At 55.5% G+C, this 18,311-nt stretch carries 16 protein-coding genes; 8 read left to right on the plus strand and 8 right to left on the minus strand.

All coding sequences use genetic code 11. The features are described 5' to 3' along the window. Positions 1 to 12: 12 nt before the first annotated feature. Both C5Y96_RS06520 and C5Y96_RS06525 read right to left on the minus strand, forming a co-directional pair. Complete coding sequence (locus C5Y96_RS06520; protein ID WP_105351144.1) at positions 13 to 2,781, minus strand: PSD1 and planctomycete cytochrome C domain-containing protein; 2,769 nt, start codon at positions 2,779 to 2,781, stop codon at positions 13 to 15. A 155-nt stretch (positions 2,782 to 2,936) separates the two neighbouring features. Beyond that, a complete protein-coding gene (locus C5Y96_RS06525) occupies positions 2,937 to 3,767 on the minus strand; it encodes a TerC family protein (protein WP_105351147.1) in 831 nt (276 codons plus the stop codon). A 213-nt stretch (positions 3,768 to 3,980) separates the two neighbouring features. On the opposite strand from C5Y96_RS06525, the gene C5Y96_RS06530 reads away from it, so the two are divergent. Further along, positions 3,981 to 4,934, plus strand: a complete 954-nt coding sequence (locus C5Y96_RS06530; RefSeq protein WP_105351149.1) for a sugar phosphate isomerase/epimerase family protein — start codon at positions 3,981 to 3,983, stop codon at positions 4,932 to 4,934. On the opposite strand, the gene C5Y96_RS06535 is transcribed toward C5Y96_RS06530, so the two are convergent. The 5 genes from C5Y96_RS06535 to hisF all read right to left on the minus strand — a co-directional run bounded on the left by C5Y96_RS06535 (position 4,931) and on the right by hisF (position 10,163). Continuing rightward, positions 4,931 to 5,680, minus strand: a complete 750-nt coding sequence (locus tag C5Y96_RS06535) for a DUF4190 domain-containing protein (protein ID WP_105351152.1) — start codon at positions 5,678 to 5,680, stop codon at positions 4,931 to 4,933. The two genes, C5Y96_RS06530 and C5Y96_RS06535, sit on opposite strands and share 4 nt — an antisense overlap. 49 nt (positions 5,681 to 5,729) lie before the next feature. Then, positions 5,730 to 6,086, minus strand: a complete 357-nt coding sequence (locus C5Y96_RS06540; protein ID WP_105351155.1) for a hypothetical protein — start codon at positions 6,084 to 6,086, stop codon at positions 5,730 to 5,732. Positions 6,087 to 6,362: 276 nt separating this feature from the next. Next, positions 6,363 to 8,177: a GspE/PulE family protein gene (locus C5Y96_RS06550; RefSeq protein ID WP_105351160.1), complete on the minus strand. Its 1,815-nt coding sequence runs from the start codon at positions 8,175 to 8,177 to the stop codon at positions 6,363 to 6,365. After that, positions 8,177 to 9,325, minus strand: a complete 1,149-nt coding sequence (locus C5Y96_RS06555; protein ID WP_105351163.1) for a type IV pilus twitching motility protein PilT — start codon at positions 9,323 to 9,325, stop codon at positions 8,177 to 8,179. Before C5Y96_RS06555 ends, C5Y96_RS06550 begins: the two co-directional genes overlap by 1 nt. A 70-nt stretch (positions 9,326 to 9,395) precedes the next feature. Further along, positions 9,396 to 10,163, minus strand: coding sequence for an imidazole glycerol phosphate synthase subunit HisF (hisF, locus tag C5Y96_RS06560; RefSeq protein WP_105351165.1), 768 nt, complete (start codon positions 10,161 to 10,163; stop codon positions 9,396 to 9,398). Between the two features lie 481 nt (positions 10,164 to 10,644). On the opposite strand from hisF, the gene C5Y96_RS06570 reads away from it, so the two are divergent. Continuing rightward, positions 10,645 to 10,998 (plus strand): hypothetical protein, encoded by a 354-nt coding sequence (locus C5Y96_RS06570; RefSeq protein ID WP_105351169.1) that lies wholly within the window; start codon positions 10,645 to 10,647, stop codon positions 10,996 to 10,998. 10 nt (positions 10,999 to 11,008) lie between these two features. Here the strand turns inward: C5Y96_RS06570 and C5Y96_RS06575 are convergent, their stop codons facing one another. After that, entirely contained in the window at positions 11,009 to 13,033 is a 2,025-nt protein-coding gene (locus C5Y96_RS06575) for an ATP-dependent DNA helicase (RefSeq protein ID WP_233198842.1), read from the minus strand. 201 nt (positions 13,034 to 13,234) lie between these two features. On the opposite strand from C5Y96_RS06575, the gene C5Y96_RS06580 reads away from it, so the two are divergent. The 6 genes from C5Y96_RS06580 to C5Y96_RS06605 all read left to right on the plus strand — a co-directional run bounded on the left by C5Y96_RS06580 (position 13,235) and on the right by C5Y96_RS06605 (position 18,263). Then, positions 13,235 to 13,924, plus strand: coding sequence for a hypothetical protein (locus C5Y96_RS06580; RefSeq protein ID WP_105351171.1), 690 nt, complete (start codon positions 13,235 to 13,237; stop codon positions 13,922 to 13,924). Positions 13,925 to 13,986: 62 nt separating this feature from the next. Then, a complete protein-coding gene (locus C5Y96_RS06585; RefSeq protein WP_105351173.1) occupies positions 13,987 to 14,709 on the plus strand; it encodes a hypothetical protein in 723 nt (240 codons plus the stop codon). Between the two features lie 32 nt (positions 14,710 to 14,741). Next, entirely contained in the window at positions 14,742 to 15,476 is a 735-nt protein-coding gene (locus C5Y96_RS06590; RefSeq protein WP_105351175.1) for a hypothetical protein, read from the plus strand. A gap of 90 nt (positions 15,477 to 15,566) precedes the next feature. Beyond that, on the plus strand, positions 15,567 to 16,763 hold the full coding sequence (locus tag C5Y96_RS06595; protein WP_199188642.1) for a Gfo/Idh/MocA family protein: 1,197 nt from the start codon (positions 15,567 to 15,569) through the stop codon (positions 16,761 to 16,763). Positions 16,764 to 16,901: 138 nt separating this feature from the next. Then, complete coding sequence (locus C5Y96_RS06600) at positions 16,902 to 17,843, plus strand: hypothetical protein (protein ID WP_105351178.1); 942 nt, start codon at positions 16,902 to 16,904, stop codon at positions 17,841 to 17,843. Positions 17,844 to 17,873: 30 nt separating this feature from the next. Continuing rightward, positions 17,874 to 18,263 (plus strand): VOC family protein, encoded by a 390-nt coding sequence (locus tag C5Y96_RS06605; protein WP_105351180.1) that lies wholly within the window; start codon positions 17,874 to 17,876, stop codon positions 18,261 to 18,263. Positions 18,264 to 18,311: the final 48 nt, after the last annotated feature.

Below are 18,311 nucleotides of genomic sequence, written 5' to 3' on the forward strand. Positions count from 1 at the left end.
GCAACGAAAGGGTTAATCTACGAACATGAAATCATTCGAGACCATCACCACCTGGGCGACACTGTCCCACTTGTTCCACTTCTCTTCGTCGGTCGATGATTCGACATACTTCAAAAACATTTCCGACTCGTGCTCGGTAGGATTACGCTGCAGCACGGCCTGGAAGAGTCGCTCGAGACGCTGTTGGTCGGAAAGCGACTTGTCTTCTTTCCACTTTTCGGTCAGCCACTGTGCCTGACGCTGCACGAAGGGGCTGTTGAGCAGGTACAGGGCCTGTTGAGGAACACTCGTCTTCGAGCGTTCCGGGCTCATTGCATCGGGGCTCGGGTAGTCGAATGCCCGATACAGGTTCGGCAGGTCTTGTCGATCCACAAACCCGTAAACCGTACGTCGCGGCGGGTTGGGGACTTCCAATATTTTCACGGCTCGGCCACCAAGGGAGTCATCGAGCGCGCCACTCACTTTCAACATGCCGTCGCGCATTTCCTCGAAGCTCAAACGGCGTCGATTCATTCGCCAGAACAACCGGTTTTCCGGGTCCTTGGCACGGGCATCGGGGCGATCTTTGCTCGACTGCTGATAGGTCGAGGAAAGCATGATGTACTTGTGCAGCTTTTTGATCGACCAATCGTTGGTTCGCAGGTAAGTTGCCAGATGATCCAGCAGCAGCGGAAGCGCCGGTGCATCACTGCGGATACCAAAGTCTCCTGGCGTCAGTACCAGCGGCTGATCGAAGTGCCCCATCCAGACGCGATTGACCATCACGCGCGATGTGAGGGGATTATCGTCGGCGACAATGTCTTCGGCCAGTTCCAATCGTCCGCTACCATTCTTATACGCATCATCTGACTCATCGTTCAGTACGCGAATGAACTGACGCGGGACACGATCGCCACGCCGGCCCGGGTCACCACGCAGAAAGATCTGCGGATCGTGGATGTTGTCGCGATCGACAACTGCCATGGCCCGCGGCGGAGACCCTGCCGCATCGATCTCGTGTCCGCGAATCTTGCCTTCAAGCTTTTTCTGATGATTACGATCGCTGGTGAAGTACGAGCGAGCAATGTCATTCGCGTTGAGAGCCACCGGCGAGAACCGGCCGAACAGCGACTTGGCGATCTCTTCCTGGGGGCCTTCCAGCTTGTTGACGGCTTCCTTGTTGAAGTCGGCATCGCGATAAACCTGCCCAATCGGCTTGAGCACTTCATCGTACGCATCGACCAGGGCCGGTAGTGTCTTCGGCTGCGAAGCTTTCAGGGCATCGCGGATCGCCGGATTCAACTTGCTTTGTTCGCCAGTCCAATCGGCCAGAAGGGCCTCAGCCTGCGAAGCGTATTCGTCATCTCCTAATTCGCGTGCTTTAAACAATGGCCCCCATATCGGATGATCTGGCTTCCACTCGCGATCGGCGAACGTCTTCCACTGATTCACCAGGTGCGGACGAATGTTCTTGCTGTCGAGTTCGTTCTGTTCGAACTTGGCGATCTCGACGTCTTGCTTCTTCGAGACGGCCCGGACGATCAAATCAAAGAAGTTAGTCGACGCTTCCAGTTGGACGGCGCGATCGACCTTGGCCATATGTTGATCTAATTCAGCCTGTAGCTCGTCGAGCTTCTTCTTGAACTCAGGGTACTTCGGGTCGGCATCAATCGGTCCAACCAGCGGCATGGTTTCGTTCAACTGATCGAAAACACCGTAAAGCCCATAGTAGTCGGCCATGTTGATGGCATCGTACTTGTGATCGTGACAGCGGGCACACGTGACCGTCAAACCGAGAACGCCACGCGTGACGACGTCGATGCGGTCGTCGATGGTGTCTTGGTGCTTGAGGAACTGGCGACCAATCCGAATCAACCCTAGCCCTGCCAAACGACGGTCCCCTTCTTCGGCGAAGTAGTCGGCGGCGATCTGTTCCTTCAGGAACTCGTCGTACGGGGTATCGCGGTTGAACGAATCAATTACATAGTCGCGATAGGCGTGGGCATACGGGAATCGGCGATCCTGGCCATCGTTCAAGTAGCCGCGGGTATCCGAGTACCGAGCGACGTCCAACCAGACTCGCCCCCACTTCACGCCGTACTGATCAGAAGCCAACAACCGGTCAATAACTTTCTCGAAGGCGTTGGGGTCTTTGTCGTTGACGAACGCTTCTACCTCTTCAGGCGTCGGAGGGAGACCAGTCAAGTCGAATGTGGCACGACGGATTAGCGTGCGACGGTCGGTCTTTTCGCTCGGGACGATCCCTTTTTCAGCAAGTCGATTTTGAACGAAGTGATCGATATCGTTGGCAGCCCAATCCCCTTCGACCTTTGGGGCAGGCGGATTTTCGATCGGTTGGTAGGCCCAGTGATGCTGCTTGTCGTCGACCAATCGCTGGTCGAACGAAGCAGGCTGAAGCGGTTCAGACTCTTCCGGCCACGGCAAGCCCAGCTTGACCCACTGTTCGATCGCCGCGATTTCCTCGGCTGGCATCTGACCGCTGGGAGGCATCTCCAACGTTTCGTAGCGAATGGCCTGGATCAAATCGCTTTCTTCAGGCTTACCGACGACAACCGAAGCTCCGGAATCGCCACCTTTGACAACGGCCGATCGCGCGTCGAGACGGAGGCCACTTTCCTGCTTTTCAGGGCCATGGCACTCGACACATCGTTTCATCAAGACCGGTCGAACCGACTTCTCGAAGAACTCGATGTGCTCAGGAGAGAATTTATCTTCAGCCGATACCTGTGCCGTGAGAATGAACAACACGAACAGGACAAGCGGCAGTGCGAACGTCCGCATAGAGCTTAGCCACTGAGGTTAGGTGGGGATGGACAAAGGGTGGGAACATGGAAATTCCATGCTCCCCCTATTCTACCGCACCGCCTGGCATCGGTCCAAGTCTATTTGCGTCCTTGCAGGAGCAAATTACCCCTCATTTGCGGGAAAAGGTCCGATTACGAGCCCTCCGCAGGATGGGCATGCGGCTCGCCTTCTGCCCCATCGGCGGCCGGTCTGCGCCCCTTCATACGTACCCGCATGTTGAGGAACTCGACCCCCAGTGCAAATGCCATCGCAAAGTAAATGTATCCCTTGTTGAAATGCGTGCCTGCCCCTTCGGCGACCAGCATCACACCAATCAGAATCAGGAAGCTGAGAGCCAGCATCTTTAAAGTCGGATGCCGCTCGACAAACTCCGAAATGGGATTAGCAAACGTAATCATCACCCCCACCGAGATCAAAACGGCTGTCACCATCAGCCAGATTCCACCGACTTCCATACTGCCAATCGTGACCGTTTCTTTCACCATCCCTACGGCAGTAATCACCGAATCGAGCGAAAAGATTACGTCTAGCGCCATGATCTGAAAGATGACACCGGAAAACGTTGCCGGGGGCCTCTTCTGCCCCTCTTCACTATGTGGATCATGCTCGAGCTTCTCGTGAATCTCGAACACACTCTTCCAGATCAGAAATAAGCCACCAAAGAAGAGGATCATGTCTTTCACTGAAACCCCTTCAAGTTCTTCGTGATGATGGAAGAACTCGAGATCGCCAAAGATCCAACTCCAGTGGAAGAACGGCTCTTTTGCCTGCATCACCCACGAAATGGTGAACAACAACAGAATGCGCATGATCAGCGCGGCCATTAACCCCACGCGGCGGGCATTAGGACGTTGCTCTTGCGGAAGTCGCGCCGACACGATCGCAATGAAGACAATATTGTCGATGCCCAGAACGATTTCCATGGCGGCCAGGGCGATGACCGCGATCAGTGCTTCCCACATGGTGTTTCTTTCAACGTCCCCTAGAATGGCCGCAAGCAGCCACCAACCTCATTTGATCCCCACGATTTGGTCAGTGGCATCATAACTCACGTAGAACTCACTCACCATGCCGCTTTCTCGGCGAAGATCCCTATCTCCGCCGTTGCATGTCGTGTGCCACCCAACCACAATAAAGCGACCTGCGAAGAAATTCCCACCTAAGGATACTGGCTCATGAGCGCGCTATTGGATCGTCGTCAAATGCTTTCTCTCTCGGGCGCTACGGCCCTTGGCTGCATGGGACTCGCCGCAGGCACATCTCCTGCCCTGGCCGCAGCCCAGAAGACCAAGCCGGCGATTCGCTACTGCTTCAACACCAGTACGATCCGCGGCCAGAAGCTGAACATCGAGCAGGAAGTCGACATCGCCGCCAAGGCAGGCTACGACGGCATCGAGCCATGGATCTCGAAGATTCAAGAGTACAAAGACTCAGGCAAAAGCCTCCATGACCTGGGCAAACGCATAGCCGATTCTGGCCTGAAGGTTGAAAGCGCGATTGGTTTCGCCCAGTGGATTGTCGACGACCCAGAGAAACGCGCCGCAGGTCTGGAACACGCCAAACGCGATATGGACCTAGTCGCTCAGATTGGAGGAACCCGTATCGCGGCTCCTCCGGCCGGTGCCACCAACGGACCGAAGTTGGACCTGTTGGAAGTCGCCAAACGGTATCACGCCTTGCTGGAAGTCGGCCGGCAAGCAGGCGTCGTTCCCGAACTGGAGCTATGGGGATTCTCGACGAATCTGAACCGCCTGGGGGAAGTGGCCATGGTTGTCGTCGAAGCCAATCATCCTGACGCGTGCATGATGCCAGACGTGTATCACATCTACAAAGGTGGTTCCGACTTCAGCGGACTCAAAGCGATCAGCGGCAACGTGATTCCCGTGTTTCACATGAACGACTATCCCGCCCAGCCGCCACGCGAACAGATTAACGACAGTGCCCGCGTCTTCCCAGGCGATGGTATCGCTCCCCTGAAGACCATGATCCAAACCTTGGTGGGCAATGGATTCGCTGGCGTCTTCTCGCTGGAATTATTCAATCCCGAGTACTGGAAGCGAGACGCCCTGGAAGTCGCCAAGGAAGGTCTCGACAAAATGAAAGCCAGCGTTCAAGACGCGATCGGTTAGCGAGCGTCCGGGTAGGTTTTTTCCAGTGAGATAGAATCGGCGATCCAGAAGAATTCGTCTTGCGCTTCGCCGTAGCCACGCTCACGTTTCATGAGCACCTGGACATCCCACAGCGGTTTGCCTGACTCTTTGTCGAATATTTGAAACGCGTGGCGTCCGTAGTCGACCCCTTCGTAGACGCTGGTCGAGACGTCGTGGTCGAACTTCGCTGCGAGCGGTCCGCCTTCCCATTCACGCACGGCCTTTAAGGCGTCTTGCGTTTCAAAGGAGATGAGATCTTCGCGGGCCATTTCATCGGTCTGGTAATAGCCTTCCAGCGAGACCGTTGCTGGCTGGCGACTGTTTGAACGCCGCGTCAGCTGGTGGGCTTCCATCGTCTTCTTTTCCAACAGCAGATCGAGCCAGCTTTTGGCCATTTCGCGCGAGGTATTCATCATCACGCGATCACGGACTTTTCCTTGTGTAACTCCAATCCCCAACCAGATGGCTGCCAAGGCCATGCCGATCAGTGCCATCCCTTTACCGGTCAGCACGTCTGACTTACTGATTTTGTAATAGGCCACCAACGACAGAATGATGGCCAATATCGGGATAATCCACAGCACCGACGTAAAAATGGCGAGCACCGAAAAGACACCCAGCACCATCCCGCCAATCGCGAGACGGCTTAACTCTCGATATTCAAGCAGGTCTTCGTTTTCAGCGGAAAATCCAGCACTCGAAGCGTGGTTGGCGGTATCAGTCATACGTGAACGAAAACTTAAATTCTAGGGAGCAATAAACGACAACTACGACTTACCGATCCGCTTCAGCCTGGGCACGTTTCAGCCGAGTGGTGGCGAACTCGACCATGTTGAATCGCTTTCCAGGCATCCCCAAATTCGAAGGAAGCTGAAAGACGACATAACCATACGTACTGCCGGCAAGCGATGGGGGGCTGGGGCCATTCATCATGTTGACGAAATTAGGATCCCCAACCGGAGAAGCAAACAGGGTAAAGCTAATCCAGCAGTACATGACGATCGTAATCATGCCGCAGCCAACCCAATCGAAGATGTGATCGACTTTCTTACCGAAACGTACCGGGTATTTCGACAGCCAGTTCACGTACTTTCTCAGCGAGCCATAAAAGCACCAGAACAAGAACCACATGAAAATGAATTCCGTGAACCCGCTCCATTCCGGTGCCCTTTCGTTAAGTTTCGCCGCTGAGACCGGCGCGATGTTAACGGCGATCACGCTGCACAAAACCACCATCTGGCAATTAAGGAAATTGGTCCAGAAACATTGGTTCCAAAATACCGCGAACAGTGCCAACAACAGGACGACAGTAAAGACAAAAAAGTACACAGTCAAAAGTCCTGGATACGAGTAACAACAATGAAGGCAATCAAACAGCAATAAATCGAAACAAGTGAGAGCGGCAAACTACTCTTTAAGCACACGACTGATTTCTTCGATCGAAGTCACCCCGGTCGCCACCAGCCGAATCGCTTCCTCTTGAAGCGTCTTGTTGCCGGCTTGCTTGGAAGCAGCTCGAATCGCTTCCAGCTTGGGCGTTTTCGTTATAGCGCGACGAATGCCATCGTCGACCTTCATCAATTCAAATATGCCGACTCTTCCGTAGTAGCCAATGCCGCCACAATGCTCGCATGGTGGTTTCTTCGGATCATCCGGTCCCGGAGGCGTCGGTGTCTTATAGAGTTTGTCCACCTTGCTCGGCGGGATTCCCAACCGCTTGAGCAGGGCCGCGCTAGGCTGAAATTCTTCGCGGCATCCCTTACACAACCTGCGACACAGGCGTGTATACAACACGCCGTTGAGTGCACTTGCGTATTCGTCAGCGGGAACTTTCAGCGAAAGAAGCCGCAAGACTGCCTCGGCACAATCGTCCTTCGCATTTACCGTCGTGAAGCACATGCGTTTCGAGTTCGCTTGATCCAGCAATATGCCGAATACTTCCGGACTGTCGATACGACGAACGAACAACGCATCCGGCTGATTGCGGATCACCGACGTCAACACAGCTTCGGGCGCTTCACCTGCGTCGGGATCGTAATACTTCAGAGCGATGTTCATAACTTCCGGCTCGCGACTGTTCTTCAACTCGATCCCCGCGAAGTCACGCATCAGGCGGTCGGTCGAAGACAAGCCGGTGTGCCACAAAGTGGTAAAGCCTCCTTCAGGGCGGGCAGTAAAGACGAACAGGCCGTTCGGGGCTCCCATCAGTCCCTTGACCTCCTGAATCATACCTTCCCGCATCCCCAGATCTTCAAACGTCTCTAGTTTGGCGGTCACAGCAGGAACAGCGAGAATCGCTCGTTCGCCGGTTTGTGTCCCTTGCGAGTTCAGCGAGCACAGCACCTTCTTTTTGACATCGTACTTAATCTCGAACTCGCCCGATTGACGCGCGCGCCGCTCGTTGGGGTTCAAGTTACAGATTACCTTCAAGACCGCCAGCATCTGGTCGCTCGATTCTCGATCGCGGTTTTCCCCGGCAAGCCACACCCCATCGATCAGGTACCGCATCGCGACGGTTTCCTTGGTGTAGTCCATCATCACTTTGGACGCACGACGCGCGATCATTTCGTAGATCAGCTCTTTCACCCAGACGTAGGCATCCGGCATCTTACGAGCCGTGTACAGGTTCTCGGTGTTCTTGGCCGGGTCGCCACCCATTGCCGCGATCTGAATAGCAGGACCCTGGTCCCAGGCCTCTTTCAGTTCCCGTTTGACCTTACCGCCTGACCATGTTCCCATCACGTAGCGGATATGATCTTTCGTCATCACGCGTTCGTGCGGATCCAACAGGTTATTGCGCGTCTTGATGTACATCCCCAGGGGAATGGCCCATGCCAGAATTGCCAGCAGGAACCCGGCAAAATAAGGAATCGCAGCGCAAAACAGCCAGTACGTCAGGCCGAAGGCAAAGACATTCATCGTCACCCATGTTCCCTGCGGCAGCTTCCGCTCGGGGCAGTCTTGTCCGATCCAGTCGGTCGAGTAGACCCACGCGCAAAACAAGAAGATGACCAGCAACAGCAGAAACGGGTTAACGAAAAAACCCTCATCTGTGGGATTCGTTGCCACCGCGGGAGTTGCAGCGGGAGCCGCCGGCGCAGCGGCCGGAACCGGTGCAGCCGCTCCTTCATCTTGAGCGAGCAACGGAGACTCGAATCCCAGCGAAGCAGTAGCCAGGCCAACAAACAAAAGGGCCAAAATCAAAAAAGCGATTCTTCGCATTAAACCATCCCAGGTTGTGCCACATTGATGCCTTTGAGTGCCATCTTCAGCGCTTCGACGTTTGGTGCTACGGCGAAAGCGGTTTCGCGATCGATCAGTTCTTTATCGATCAACGACTTGAGGCTCATCGTGAAGTCTTGCATACCGTCGTCTTTACCGATACGAATCGCATCGGGTAGCTTGCTATCCTTCCCTTCCAGAATCAACTTCTGGACGGTTGGATTCATCGTCATGATCTCGACCGTCGGCACACGGCCCACGCCCGGCTTGATCGACTTGAGAAGTTTCTGCGCAACGATCCCCTTCATATTGAACGCGATGGCACTACGAATCGAGCCATGCATTTCTTCGGGGAACAAGTCGAGAATACGACCAATCGTGCTGGAGGCACTCGAGGCGTGGATCGTTCCGAACACCAAGTGACCCGTTTCCGCCGCGTGAATAGCCGTGAGGAACGTTTCCTGATCACGCATTTCACCAATCAGGATGATGTCGGGGTCTTCACGCACGGCATGCGCCATGGCAATCTCGAAGTCCTTCACATCCTGTCCGATCTCGCGCTGATTGATCAGGCACTTGTCTTCGGTGTAGACAAATTCGATCGGGTCTTCCAGCGTCAAAATGTGCTTGGAGTAGTGCCGGTTGATCCAGTTGAGCATCGACGCGATCGTCGTTGATTTACCGGAACCCGTCACCCCGGCCAGCAGAACCATTCCCTGGTCGAACTTACACAGTTCTTCCATCACTGGGGGAATATTCAGCCCTTCAAAGTTGGGAATCCAGTTGTTAATACGACGAGCAACCAGCCCGACGTTGCCCAGTTGGGTGAACATGTTCACACGGAATCGCCACTTCTCGCCATCGACGTCCACCACGTGGGCAAAGTCGGCACCGCCATTTTCTTTGAAGATTCGCGTATTGCGTTCATCCAGCAGCGGCCACAAGAGCCGCAGCATTTCTTCCGCGTCAATCGGCCCACGGTTGAGGGTCTTCAGCGTACCATTGACACGGACGATCGGCGGACGGCCCACCTTCATGTGCAAGTCAGAACCTTCCAGCTTCACCAGGGCGCGGAAGATCTTGTCGACTTCGTACTCTTTGTCCCCTGAGAGAAACTTCTCAGCTATCGCTTTATCGATCTCTGCCATGACTCTTCTACCTCAGTTCCTGAAAAGTTCGAGGACAAGCCCCTCATTTTGATTCGCGGCGGGCGTGAAATCAAAGCCTCACACAAATTCCCCGGTCGCGCATCAATTCTTTTGTCTCATGAATTGTAAACTGGCCGAAGTGAAAAATGCTCGCTGCCAGCGCAGCATCGGCTTTGCCTTCGAGGATGGCATCGGCCAAATGCTCGGGGTGCCCCGCCCCACCGCTGGCCACCACTGGGATCGTTACCGCCTCGCTGACCGCTCGGGTGACTTCCAGATCGTAGCCATCTTTAGTTCCGTCCCGATCCATACTCGTCAGCACGATCTCGCCGGCACCCAGTTCTTCGACCTTCTTCGCCCAGCTGACTGCCTCTAAGCCGGTGGGCTTGCGGCCACCGTTAATGTGGACTTCCCACACTTCCTGGCCATCTTTCTGCACACGTTTGGGGTCGATGTTCACCACAATGCACTGGCTGCCAAATCGCTTGGCCGCTTGGCGGACGAACTCCGGATCTTTGCAAGCCGCTGAATTGATCGAGACCTTATCGGCCCCAGCATTCAGTAGCGAGCGAATATCTTCCATCGTTCGGATGCCACCCCCAACCGTTAGCGGCATGAACACCTCTTCGGCCGTCCGACGCACCACATCCAGGATGATGTCGCGTTCTTCGTGGCTGGCCGTGATGTCCAAAAACACCAACTCGTCGGCTCCCTCACGCTCGTAGCGCGCAGCAACTTCAACCGGGTCACCAGCGTCGCGCAGCTGAACGAAGTTCGTTCCTTTAACGACACGCCCTTGGTTGACGTCCAAACACGGAATGACACGGCTGGCCAACATCGATGCTAACCGCAGCTTTCAGAAAGGGTTGCATAAACTAAACCGAACCCAGAAAAGGGTCCGTAGAAAGGCAAATCTACTGTAAGCGGGACAGGAGTCAGGGTCAACTAACCCCACCTGAGTGTGGAATGGTTTTCGGCTAGCTTTTAACATCTCCGTTTGGATCAGGCCAAATCGTTGACCTCAACCGATAGGAAGCCGAAGATCGAATTGAGAGGCTCCTCTTTGCACGAGTTACCATGATCCAACCCCGTCAACCTACTTCCGGATTCGCCGACAGCGAATTCCTCGTAACCATCGCTGTCTTAGGACTTTCCCTTGGGCTACTCCTTCCCACGGTAAAGAGATTGCAGGATCTTGGTTTTAGCTGGTGGCTATCCATTCTGCTGGGTTTGGTCCCGGTCGCCCTGTTCTGGATAGCGTTTGCAACCGTTGTGATGGTTTTCTTCAGAATTGCCTTGTGGCTAGAGAACAAGCAGTCATGACATTCAAGCCCTTGTGTCGTCGAAACGGGTTTGGCCCCGATTGGGAAGCGATGTGGTTCATCACGATGCTTGGTATGAGCATCGTTGTGTATGACACGACCGGTAGCCGTGTAACCGACGCAGGGCTCTCGAATGCGGCGGCATTTGCCTTGGGTATGGCCGGAGTTTTCGCGAACTGCTTGAGCTTTCTCTCGCTCGCGGGACTGCTGGTTACGATCAATCTCCTGAGCGACCCGTTTGTCAAGCGAAAGAAATGGTCGATTAGAACTCCCGCTTTGGCAATCACGCTCACTGGATTGATGGCATCGCTTCCGGTCTACTACATTACGGTTTGGCTGGCGGGAATCTGAAGCCTGAGACTTAGATAGAGTCATCCCAAGTCGGCCCCGCCGAGCCTGCCTGGGCGAAGCTATCTTCCACCAGGTGACACTCGGGCAGCGCCTTCAAAAAGGCCCGGCCATATCCCTTCGTCTGCACTCTTGGGTCAAGAATAACCACGATCCCCTTATCCGAGTGCCCGCGAATCAATCGGCCGAATCCTTGCCGCAGCTTGATGATCGCCTCGGGCAGTTGGTACTCCGAGAACGGCTGGCCGCCACGTTCTTTGATTTGATTCAGCCGAGCCTGCAGCAGCGGATGATCCGGCACGCTAAACGGCAGCTTGGTGATGATCACGTTTTGCAGGGCGTCCCCAGGCACGTCGACCCCCTGCCAAAAGCTATCAGTCCCGAACAGTACGGAGCCTGGCGTCTCTTTGAACTTCTGCACCATCTGCCCGCGAGGCATGCCGTCGGACTGGCTGAAAAGGGTGTACCCGTTCCGGCTCATCCAGCGGCTCACGCGCGAGGCACAATTACGCAACATGTCGTAGCTGGTGAACAGCACGAACGCGTGCCCCTGGGTTTGCTCGACGTACCGCTTCACCATGTCGGCCAGGGCCTGGTCGTAGTCGCGTCGGTTGCTCGGGTCTGGCATTCCTTTAACCAGCACCAGCTTGACGTTCTTCTTGTAATCGAACGGACTGCCCGAGGTGACCTCGTCGTTCCGCGTAATACCGATGCGTTCTTTAAAGAAATCGAAGCCTTGATCTGGTGAAGACGACAGCGTCGCGCTGGTCAGGATGACGCTATCCACCTTTTGAAACAGCTCTTCCCGCAGCACTGGCCCTACTTCGATGGGCGTCGCAAATAGCTTCACGCGGCGGTAAGGACCTCGCTGCTGGCTGCTCTCGACCCAGTAGACGGTATGATCCATCTTCTGCATGCGCCATGCTTCGATCGAGTCCCCCATCAAGAAGATCCGGTCCGACAGCGAATGAAAGTCTTGCCGGGTTCCTTCCTCTTCAAAACGATCCCCTTCCGATTTCACCATCTGGGCCAGCTTAGCCAGTGCTGGCGATAGGACGTTGGGGATCAGCTCAGGCACCGTTACGCGGCCGTTGCCACCAGGGTTTTCTTCCAGCCAGCTATCCAGTTCATTGAAAAACTGCTGTGCACGATAGCGGGTATGAACCACTTGGTTCATCGCATCGGTGCACTCGTGGTGAACCAGCAGACCTTTCTGGGTGCGTTCGTTGAACAGCTTGTTCAGGGCGAAGTCGATCTGTGTCGACGTGACCGACATCCCCAGGTGATCGCCGGCGACACCTTCCAGCGTGTGGGCTTCATCGAAGATTACCGCATCGTATGACGGCAACAAACTGACGCCCCCTCTCCGCAGGGCCAGATCGCTGAAGAACAACGCGTGGTTCACGATCAGCAGCTGGGCGTTCTGCATCCGGCGGCGAGCCCGGTAATAGAAGCAGTCGTCGTACGTCGGGCACTTGCGTCCCAGGCAGTTGCCGCTGTCGCTGGCGATTTCGTCCCAGACCCGAATCGCCGGGCGAAAGTCCAAGTCGCTCAGCGAGCCGTCGCCTGTCTTCTTCGACCAATCTTTCAGCGTGCGAAGCTGAGCGGTCTCTTCGTCTTTGTCAAACAAGCTGGCACTTCGCAGTGAAGCGGCCCCCAGCCGGCGGAGGCTCACGTAGTTGCCGCGTCCTTTGGCTAGCACGGCCGTGAACTCTAAAGGAATCGCCGCGTTGATCAGCGGGATATCCTTTTCCAGTAACTGCTCCTGCAAGCTGATCGTGTGGGTCGAGATCACCACCCGGCGAGACTTTTCGCCGCTCCCCTGCTGCCCACAAGCCCACAGGATCGACGGCACCAGGTAGGCAAAGCTCTTGCCGACGCCGGTGCCGGCCTCGACCACCAGGTGGCGGCTTTTGGCCAGGGCCTTGCCCACGGCCTGGGCCATGGCCATTTGCTCGGGGCGTTCTTCGTATTGCTTTAATCGACGAGCGATCAACCCCTGGGGGCCCAGAACGTCCTCGATTGACAGGTTATCCATCCGTGTCTGCTTGACTGATTGTTACTGCTTTACAGGGTCGGCTATTGCTTACTCTATCGCGAATGCCCCGAACTGCCCACCACGATGGGTAAAAGTCGCGTCGTAAGCTAGAGCAGGGACTCGATTTGGAATAGACTAAGGACCGGCCCTTTCCGGCCAACCTTTTCGTTACGTCCTTCTGCGTTGAGAAAGTCATCCACGATGCCGATCGACTTCGATTGCGCCGTTTGCAAACATAGAATTCGCGTCCCGGACGGAGCCGAAGGGAAGCGAACCAAGTGCCCCAAGTGCAGTGCGATTCAGCCGGTGCCATCCGAATCGGACGAATTGCAACTCAAGGACTCTCCGGCAGAAGTGGAACCGCCGCGTCGTCCAAGCGTGCGAGACGCCTTTCAACCAACCAAGCCCGAGCCTACCAAACCGGCGAAAAGCTCTTTCAGTGACTTTGATTCTAACGAAGCCGAAAACCCCTACGCCCCCACCTATGGCGAAGATGCGGTGAAGGTCAGTTCCGAGCATATGGAGGCCATGGAGAAGATTCAAACGCCGGCTCTCATCTGCCTGATTCTAGCAGGACTGGGGATCGCCTCGAACCTGGTGACGTTGGTCATCTCGGCGATCGGTATCATCGGCGAGGGGGCCCGCGGCACGGATGTGGTGATCCAATTGGCCATGTATGCGATCGGCTTTGGCTTCGCGATTGGCCTGTTGGGGTTTGCCAGTTTCGGGCTGATGCAGGCCCGCGACCTCAAGAGCTACGGCCTGGCCTGGGCCGGCTTCATTATCACCTTACTTCCGTGCTCGTGTTTGTTTCCGCTTTCCCTTCCTATTAGTATCTGGGGAATGATGGTTCTGTCCGACAATAGCGTCCAGCGTCAATTCAATTCCTAGCCAGTCATCGGCACATCTGCATACCACGTTGAAATTACCCTAGACCGATCAGGTGCCTAATCATGTCGATCGACTTTCCCTGCTCGAATTGCCACCAAACGGTTCGCGTGCCTGATGGCACTGAAGGCAAAAAGACCAAGTGCCCCAAGTGCCAACAGGTACAGGTCATTCCCGATAAGAACACATTTGGATCGTCGCCGACACCGGCAACCCCTCCTCCAGCCCAGCAGCCCCCCAAGCAGGAATCGCTCTGGGACGACCTGACTCCCGAGTCGACGCCTGCCCCAGCATCCAGTAATCCCTTCGGCGATGCCCCCGATCCGTTCGGTCCTCCGTCGAGCAACCCTTATTCGTCCCCTGCCCATTCATCTTCTTATGCCCAGCGGCCAGCCTCGCGTGCCGAAGCCCGTTCGAAGCTCATGGGGCCTGCGATTGGCGTTTTGTTATGCAACGGCATGGGACTGCTTTTGCTGGCCGTGTGGGCCATCGCTACGATTGTCGAGATTCAAGACGGCGGCGAGCTCAAAGACACGCCTGAGATCGTTGGGGCCAGCATTGCGCTATTCATCATGTTTGGCCTGCCATTTCTCTTGAGCCTATTGTGCATCGTGGCCATGATACGTGCGTTTTACGTCCGCAACTATGCGTTAGTAATGACAGGCTTTATTCTGGCGTTGACCCCCTTCGGCGGAGGTTGCGGCTGTTTTATCGGGATGTTTTTTGGCATCTGGGGTATCGTGATGATGAACGATGATTCCGTCAAAGCCGCGTTTCGCCTGCCCTAGCTAAGCCCTTACCTATTTGAGAAAGCCCCGCGATGCCGATCAGCTTTCACTGCGAAACCTGTCGGCGGTCTATCTGCGTTCCCGACGGCTCGGAAGGCAAAAAGACGCGCTGTCCGAACTGCTATTCGATCGTCCAAATCCCCTTCAGTGGCAGCCCCAAGCTGTCGACAATGACAGAGGTGCCTAAGGAGTCCGAATTTGCTCCGCTGGTGGATGATGACCCGCTGGGCATTGTCGGCAAGACCGAGTCGCGCTGGGATCAACCAACCCAACAGCCTTCGATCAACCCCTTTGCCGACCAGCCTGACCTGCCAGCTTCTGCTCCAGCAACGGCCGTGCTGCCAAAGCAACCTGCCCCAAATAAGCATAAGTCCATACCCAGCCAAGCATCGACCGTTTCACTTTTGGCTACGATCTTGATGCTCCTCTCATTAATCATGCTGATACCTAGCCTGCTGAGCATCGGCGCTAATGTCATCGCGTTGGACGATATCGGCATGGGTAATCCCGAACAAGTGGGATCTCTCGCAGGCATGATTACGGTATTTGTTCTTCAAATCCTGACGATCATTGCCTTGAATGAGGCCCGAACGCTCAGGAATTACTCCACGGCACGCACTGGCATGGTTTTGGCTCTAATCCCTTGTTCCAACCCCGCAACTCTTTTGATTATCCCACTTGGGTTAGCGATTTGGGGAGTGTTACTCATCCATGCCCCCCAAGTTCGAGACGCCTTCGAAAGTGAGCGAGGATATACGCCTGACTGACACGCCCCCCTAGGTGTGCTAAAACAAGCGTTCCCTGTTGAAACAATCCCCAAGCTTTGCCTGTCTTAATTCTCTGAGGAGATTCGCCCCATGGCTACCAACGGTGATCTGAATCGTAAATTGCGAATGGCTTTGGTCGGTGGCGGTTCCGGCTCGTTCATCGGACGTGTCCATGCCACCGCAGCCGTCCTCGATAACCGCGCCACACTGGTCGCCGGAGCACTCAGCTCGAACCCCGAACGAGCCAAAGCTTCTGCTGCCGATTACGACATCCCGGAAGAGCGCGCCTACACCAGCTACCAAGAGATGCTGGATAAGGAAAACGCCCTACCAGAGGACAAGCGGATCGACTTCGTTTCGGTCGCCACCCCCAACCACATGCACTTCCCCGTGGCTAAGGCCGCTCTGGAAGCTGGCTTCAATGTCATGTGCGACAAGCCCATGACGCTGACCCTGGCCGAAGCCGAAGAACTGTACGAAGTCGTGCAGAAGTCAGGTGCCGTCTTCGCGGTCACGCACAACTACACCGGCTATCCGCTCATTCGCCAGGCTCGCGAGATGATCCTGCGTGGTGATCTGGGCGAGATCAACGCCATTCGCGTGCAGTACATCCAAGGCTGGCTGCGAGAAAAGCTGGAAGACACCGATCAAAAGCAAGCTGCCTGGCGTAGCGACCCAGCCAAGAGTGGTGCGGCCGGTGCCTACGGCGACATCGGTACCCACGCCTACAACCTCGGCCGCTACATGACCGGCCTGCTGCCCGATAAGGTCAGCACGAACCTGGCCACCTTCGTCAACGGCCGCACCCTGGACGACTACGGTACCACGGTGATTCGTTACGAAAACGGTGCCCTCTGCACGCTGACCGCCTCGCAGATCAGCCACGGCCGTGAGAACGACCTGGCGATCGAAATCGACGGCACCAAGGCCGCCATCCAGTGGCGTCAGGAAAACCCGAACGAAATGATCTTCCGCCAGAACGGCGAACCTCACAAGATCTACACTCGCAACCCCGGTGCCCCATTCATGACCCCGATGGGCGATGCCGCTTGCCGCATCCCCGGTGGTCATCCCGAAGGGTTCTTCGAAGCGTTCGCGAACATCTACCGCGCCGCATTCGATGCCATGGCCCTGCGTGCTCTGGGTAAGGACTTCGAGAAGAAGGACACCGTTTACCCGAACATCCACGACGGCGTCGAAGGGATGTACTTCATCCAACAGTGCGTTGCCAGCAGCCAGCAAGATGGTGCCTGGCTGCCGCTGAAGCACGAAGCGGCGCGGCGTTAATTCCGCAGGCAGAATCTAAAACACGAAGAGCGTCGCTGCTTAACTGAGCAGCGACGCTTTTTTTATTGCTTCGTCGGATTGGAGCCGTTATCACATGAGCCAGCAAGTTGAACTCGGCACTCATCGAACAACGAAGCAATGTCCCCAAAACCCAAGCGAAAACCACGCAAAACTGATACGAGCGATAGCTGGATTGATCGCGCGCCGCTGATCTCTATCATCCACTGGTTTCTTGTTTGTGGGATGGCCATCGCGATCATCACCATTGCCTCAGGGCTCTTGGAACGCCAACTCATTTCGAGTTCCGCATATTATGGTGCAACGTTCACCCTCCTGGGTATCGCCACGCTCCTTTATTTCTTTACCGGCCACCGCCGCCGCAAAAGAATTCCGGAAGACGAGCAGTATTACTGCGAAATCTGTCATCGCGTGATCAAATATCGTCAGCGTCAGCGCACGCTCGAGCGTTTTCCAGACAAGCACTTTCAAGAACTGTGCCAGCGATGTCGCGAGATCGTGTTCATGCAAGCTTCCTGGGAAGAGCAGCAGAAAGCCATCCATCGAGGTGTGCTCCCCTTATTTCTTCTCTTCTCCCTGGCATGCCTCGCCAATATTGCTTTCTCGCTATTTACCCCTTTGCCGGAACCTTCGCGACAAGGGCTGGTAGAAGCGGAACTCCAGGTCCTCCGTTTCGAACACGGAGATCGCATGCTCGTCGCCATCTATAACAAGCAAGAGGTCTCTCTCTACCTGCCTGGCGACGTCGATCTGCGTCAAAAAGCCAAAGAGAAAAACCTCCAACAAGGGGACTTCGTCACGGCACTGATCGATGACAAAGTGATCGTCGAACTCTCACAGAATGGACAACCGATCTTCACGTTCGCCGACGTTAAGCACGAGGAGTTTATTAGCTACATTGCCGGAATCGTCATGGCGGGGCTCTTCGCGACGGTGCCTATCGGCTGGTATCTTTATTGGGAACACCCTCGCGCAAACCAGGTCCTGCAGACCTATCGCGAAAAACTGGGCCATTACCCACAAGACGTGCGACAGCAGCTCGAAGCACGGACCCGATTCTGAACTCATTGATAGACCCTGAGCCACTCCCCCATGAAAATCGAACACTTCGCACTCCAGGTTGCCGACCCGATCGCTGTTGCTCGCTGGTATGTCGTTCACTTGGGGATGACCATTCAGCGGGGAAGCAACAAGCCGCCGTATGCCCACTTTCTGGCTGATGACGGGGGGCAGATGCTGATCGAGCTTTACTTCAACGATCAGTTCGATGTGCCAGATCAGTCCCTGGTACCGCCGGCTCATTTTCACTTGGCATTTGCCAGTGAAGACATCGAGCAGGATCGTACGCGGCTGATCGAAGCCGGGGCCAAGGAAGAAGGGCCTATCAACACTCAGCCCAACGGCGACCTGGTCTGCTTCCTCCGCGATCCCTGGGGCCTGACGCTGCAGTTGGTCTCGCGGGTAGAAAAGCTTTTGGCGTAACGCCTGTTTGTTTCGGCGTGCTATTTCGCTGATAATCGAGAGCATCTT

Source organism: Blastopirellula marina (assembly GCF_002967715.1).
In the GTDB taxonomy this organism is placed as follows: Bacteria; Planctomycetota; Planctomycetia; order Pirellulales; family Pirellulaceae; genus Bremerella; species Bremerella marina_B.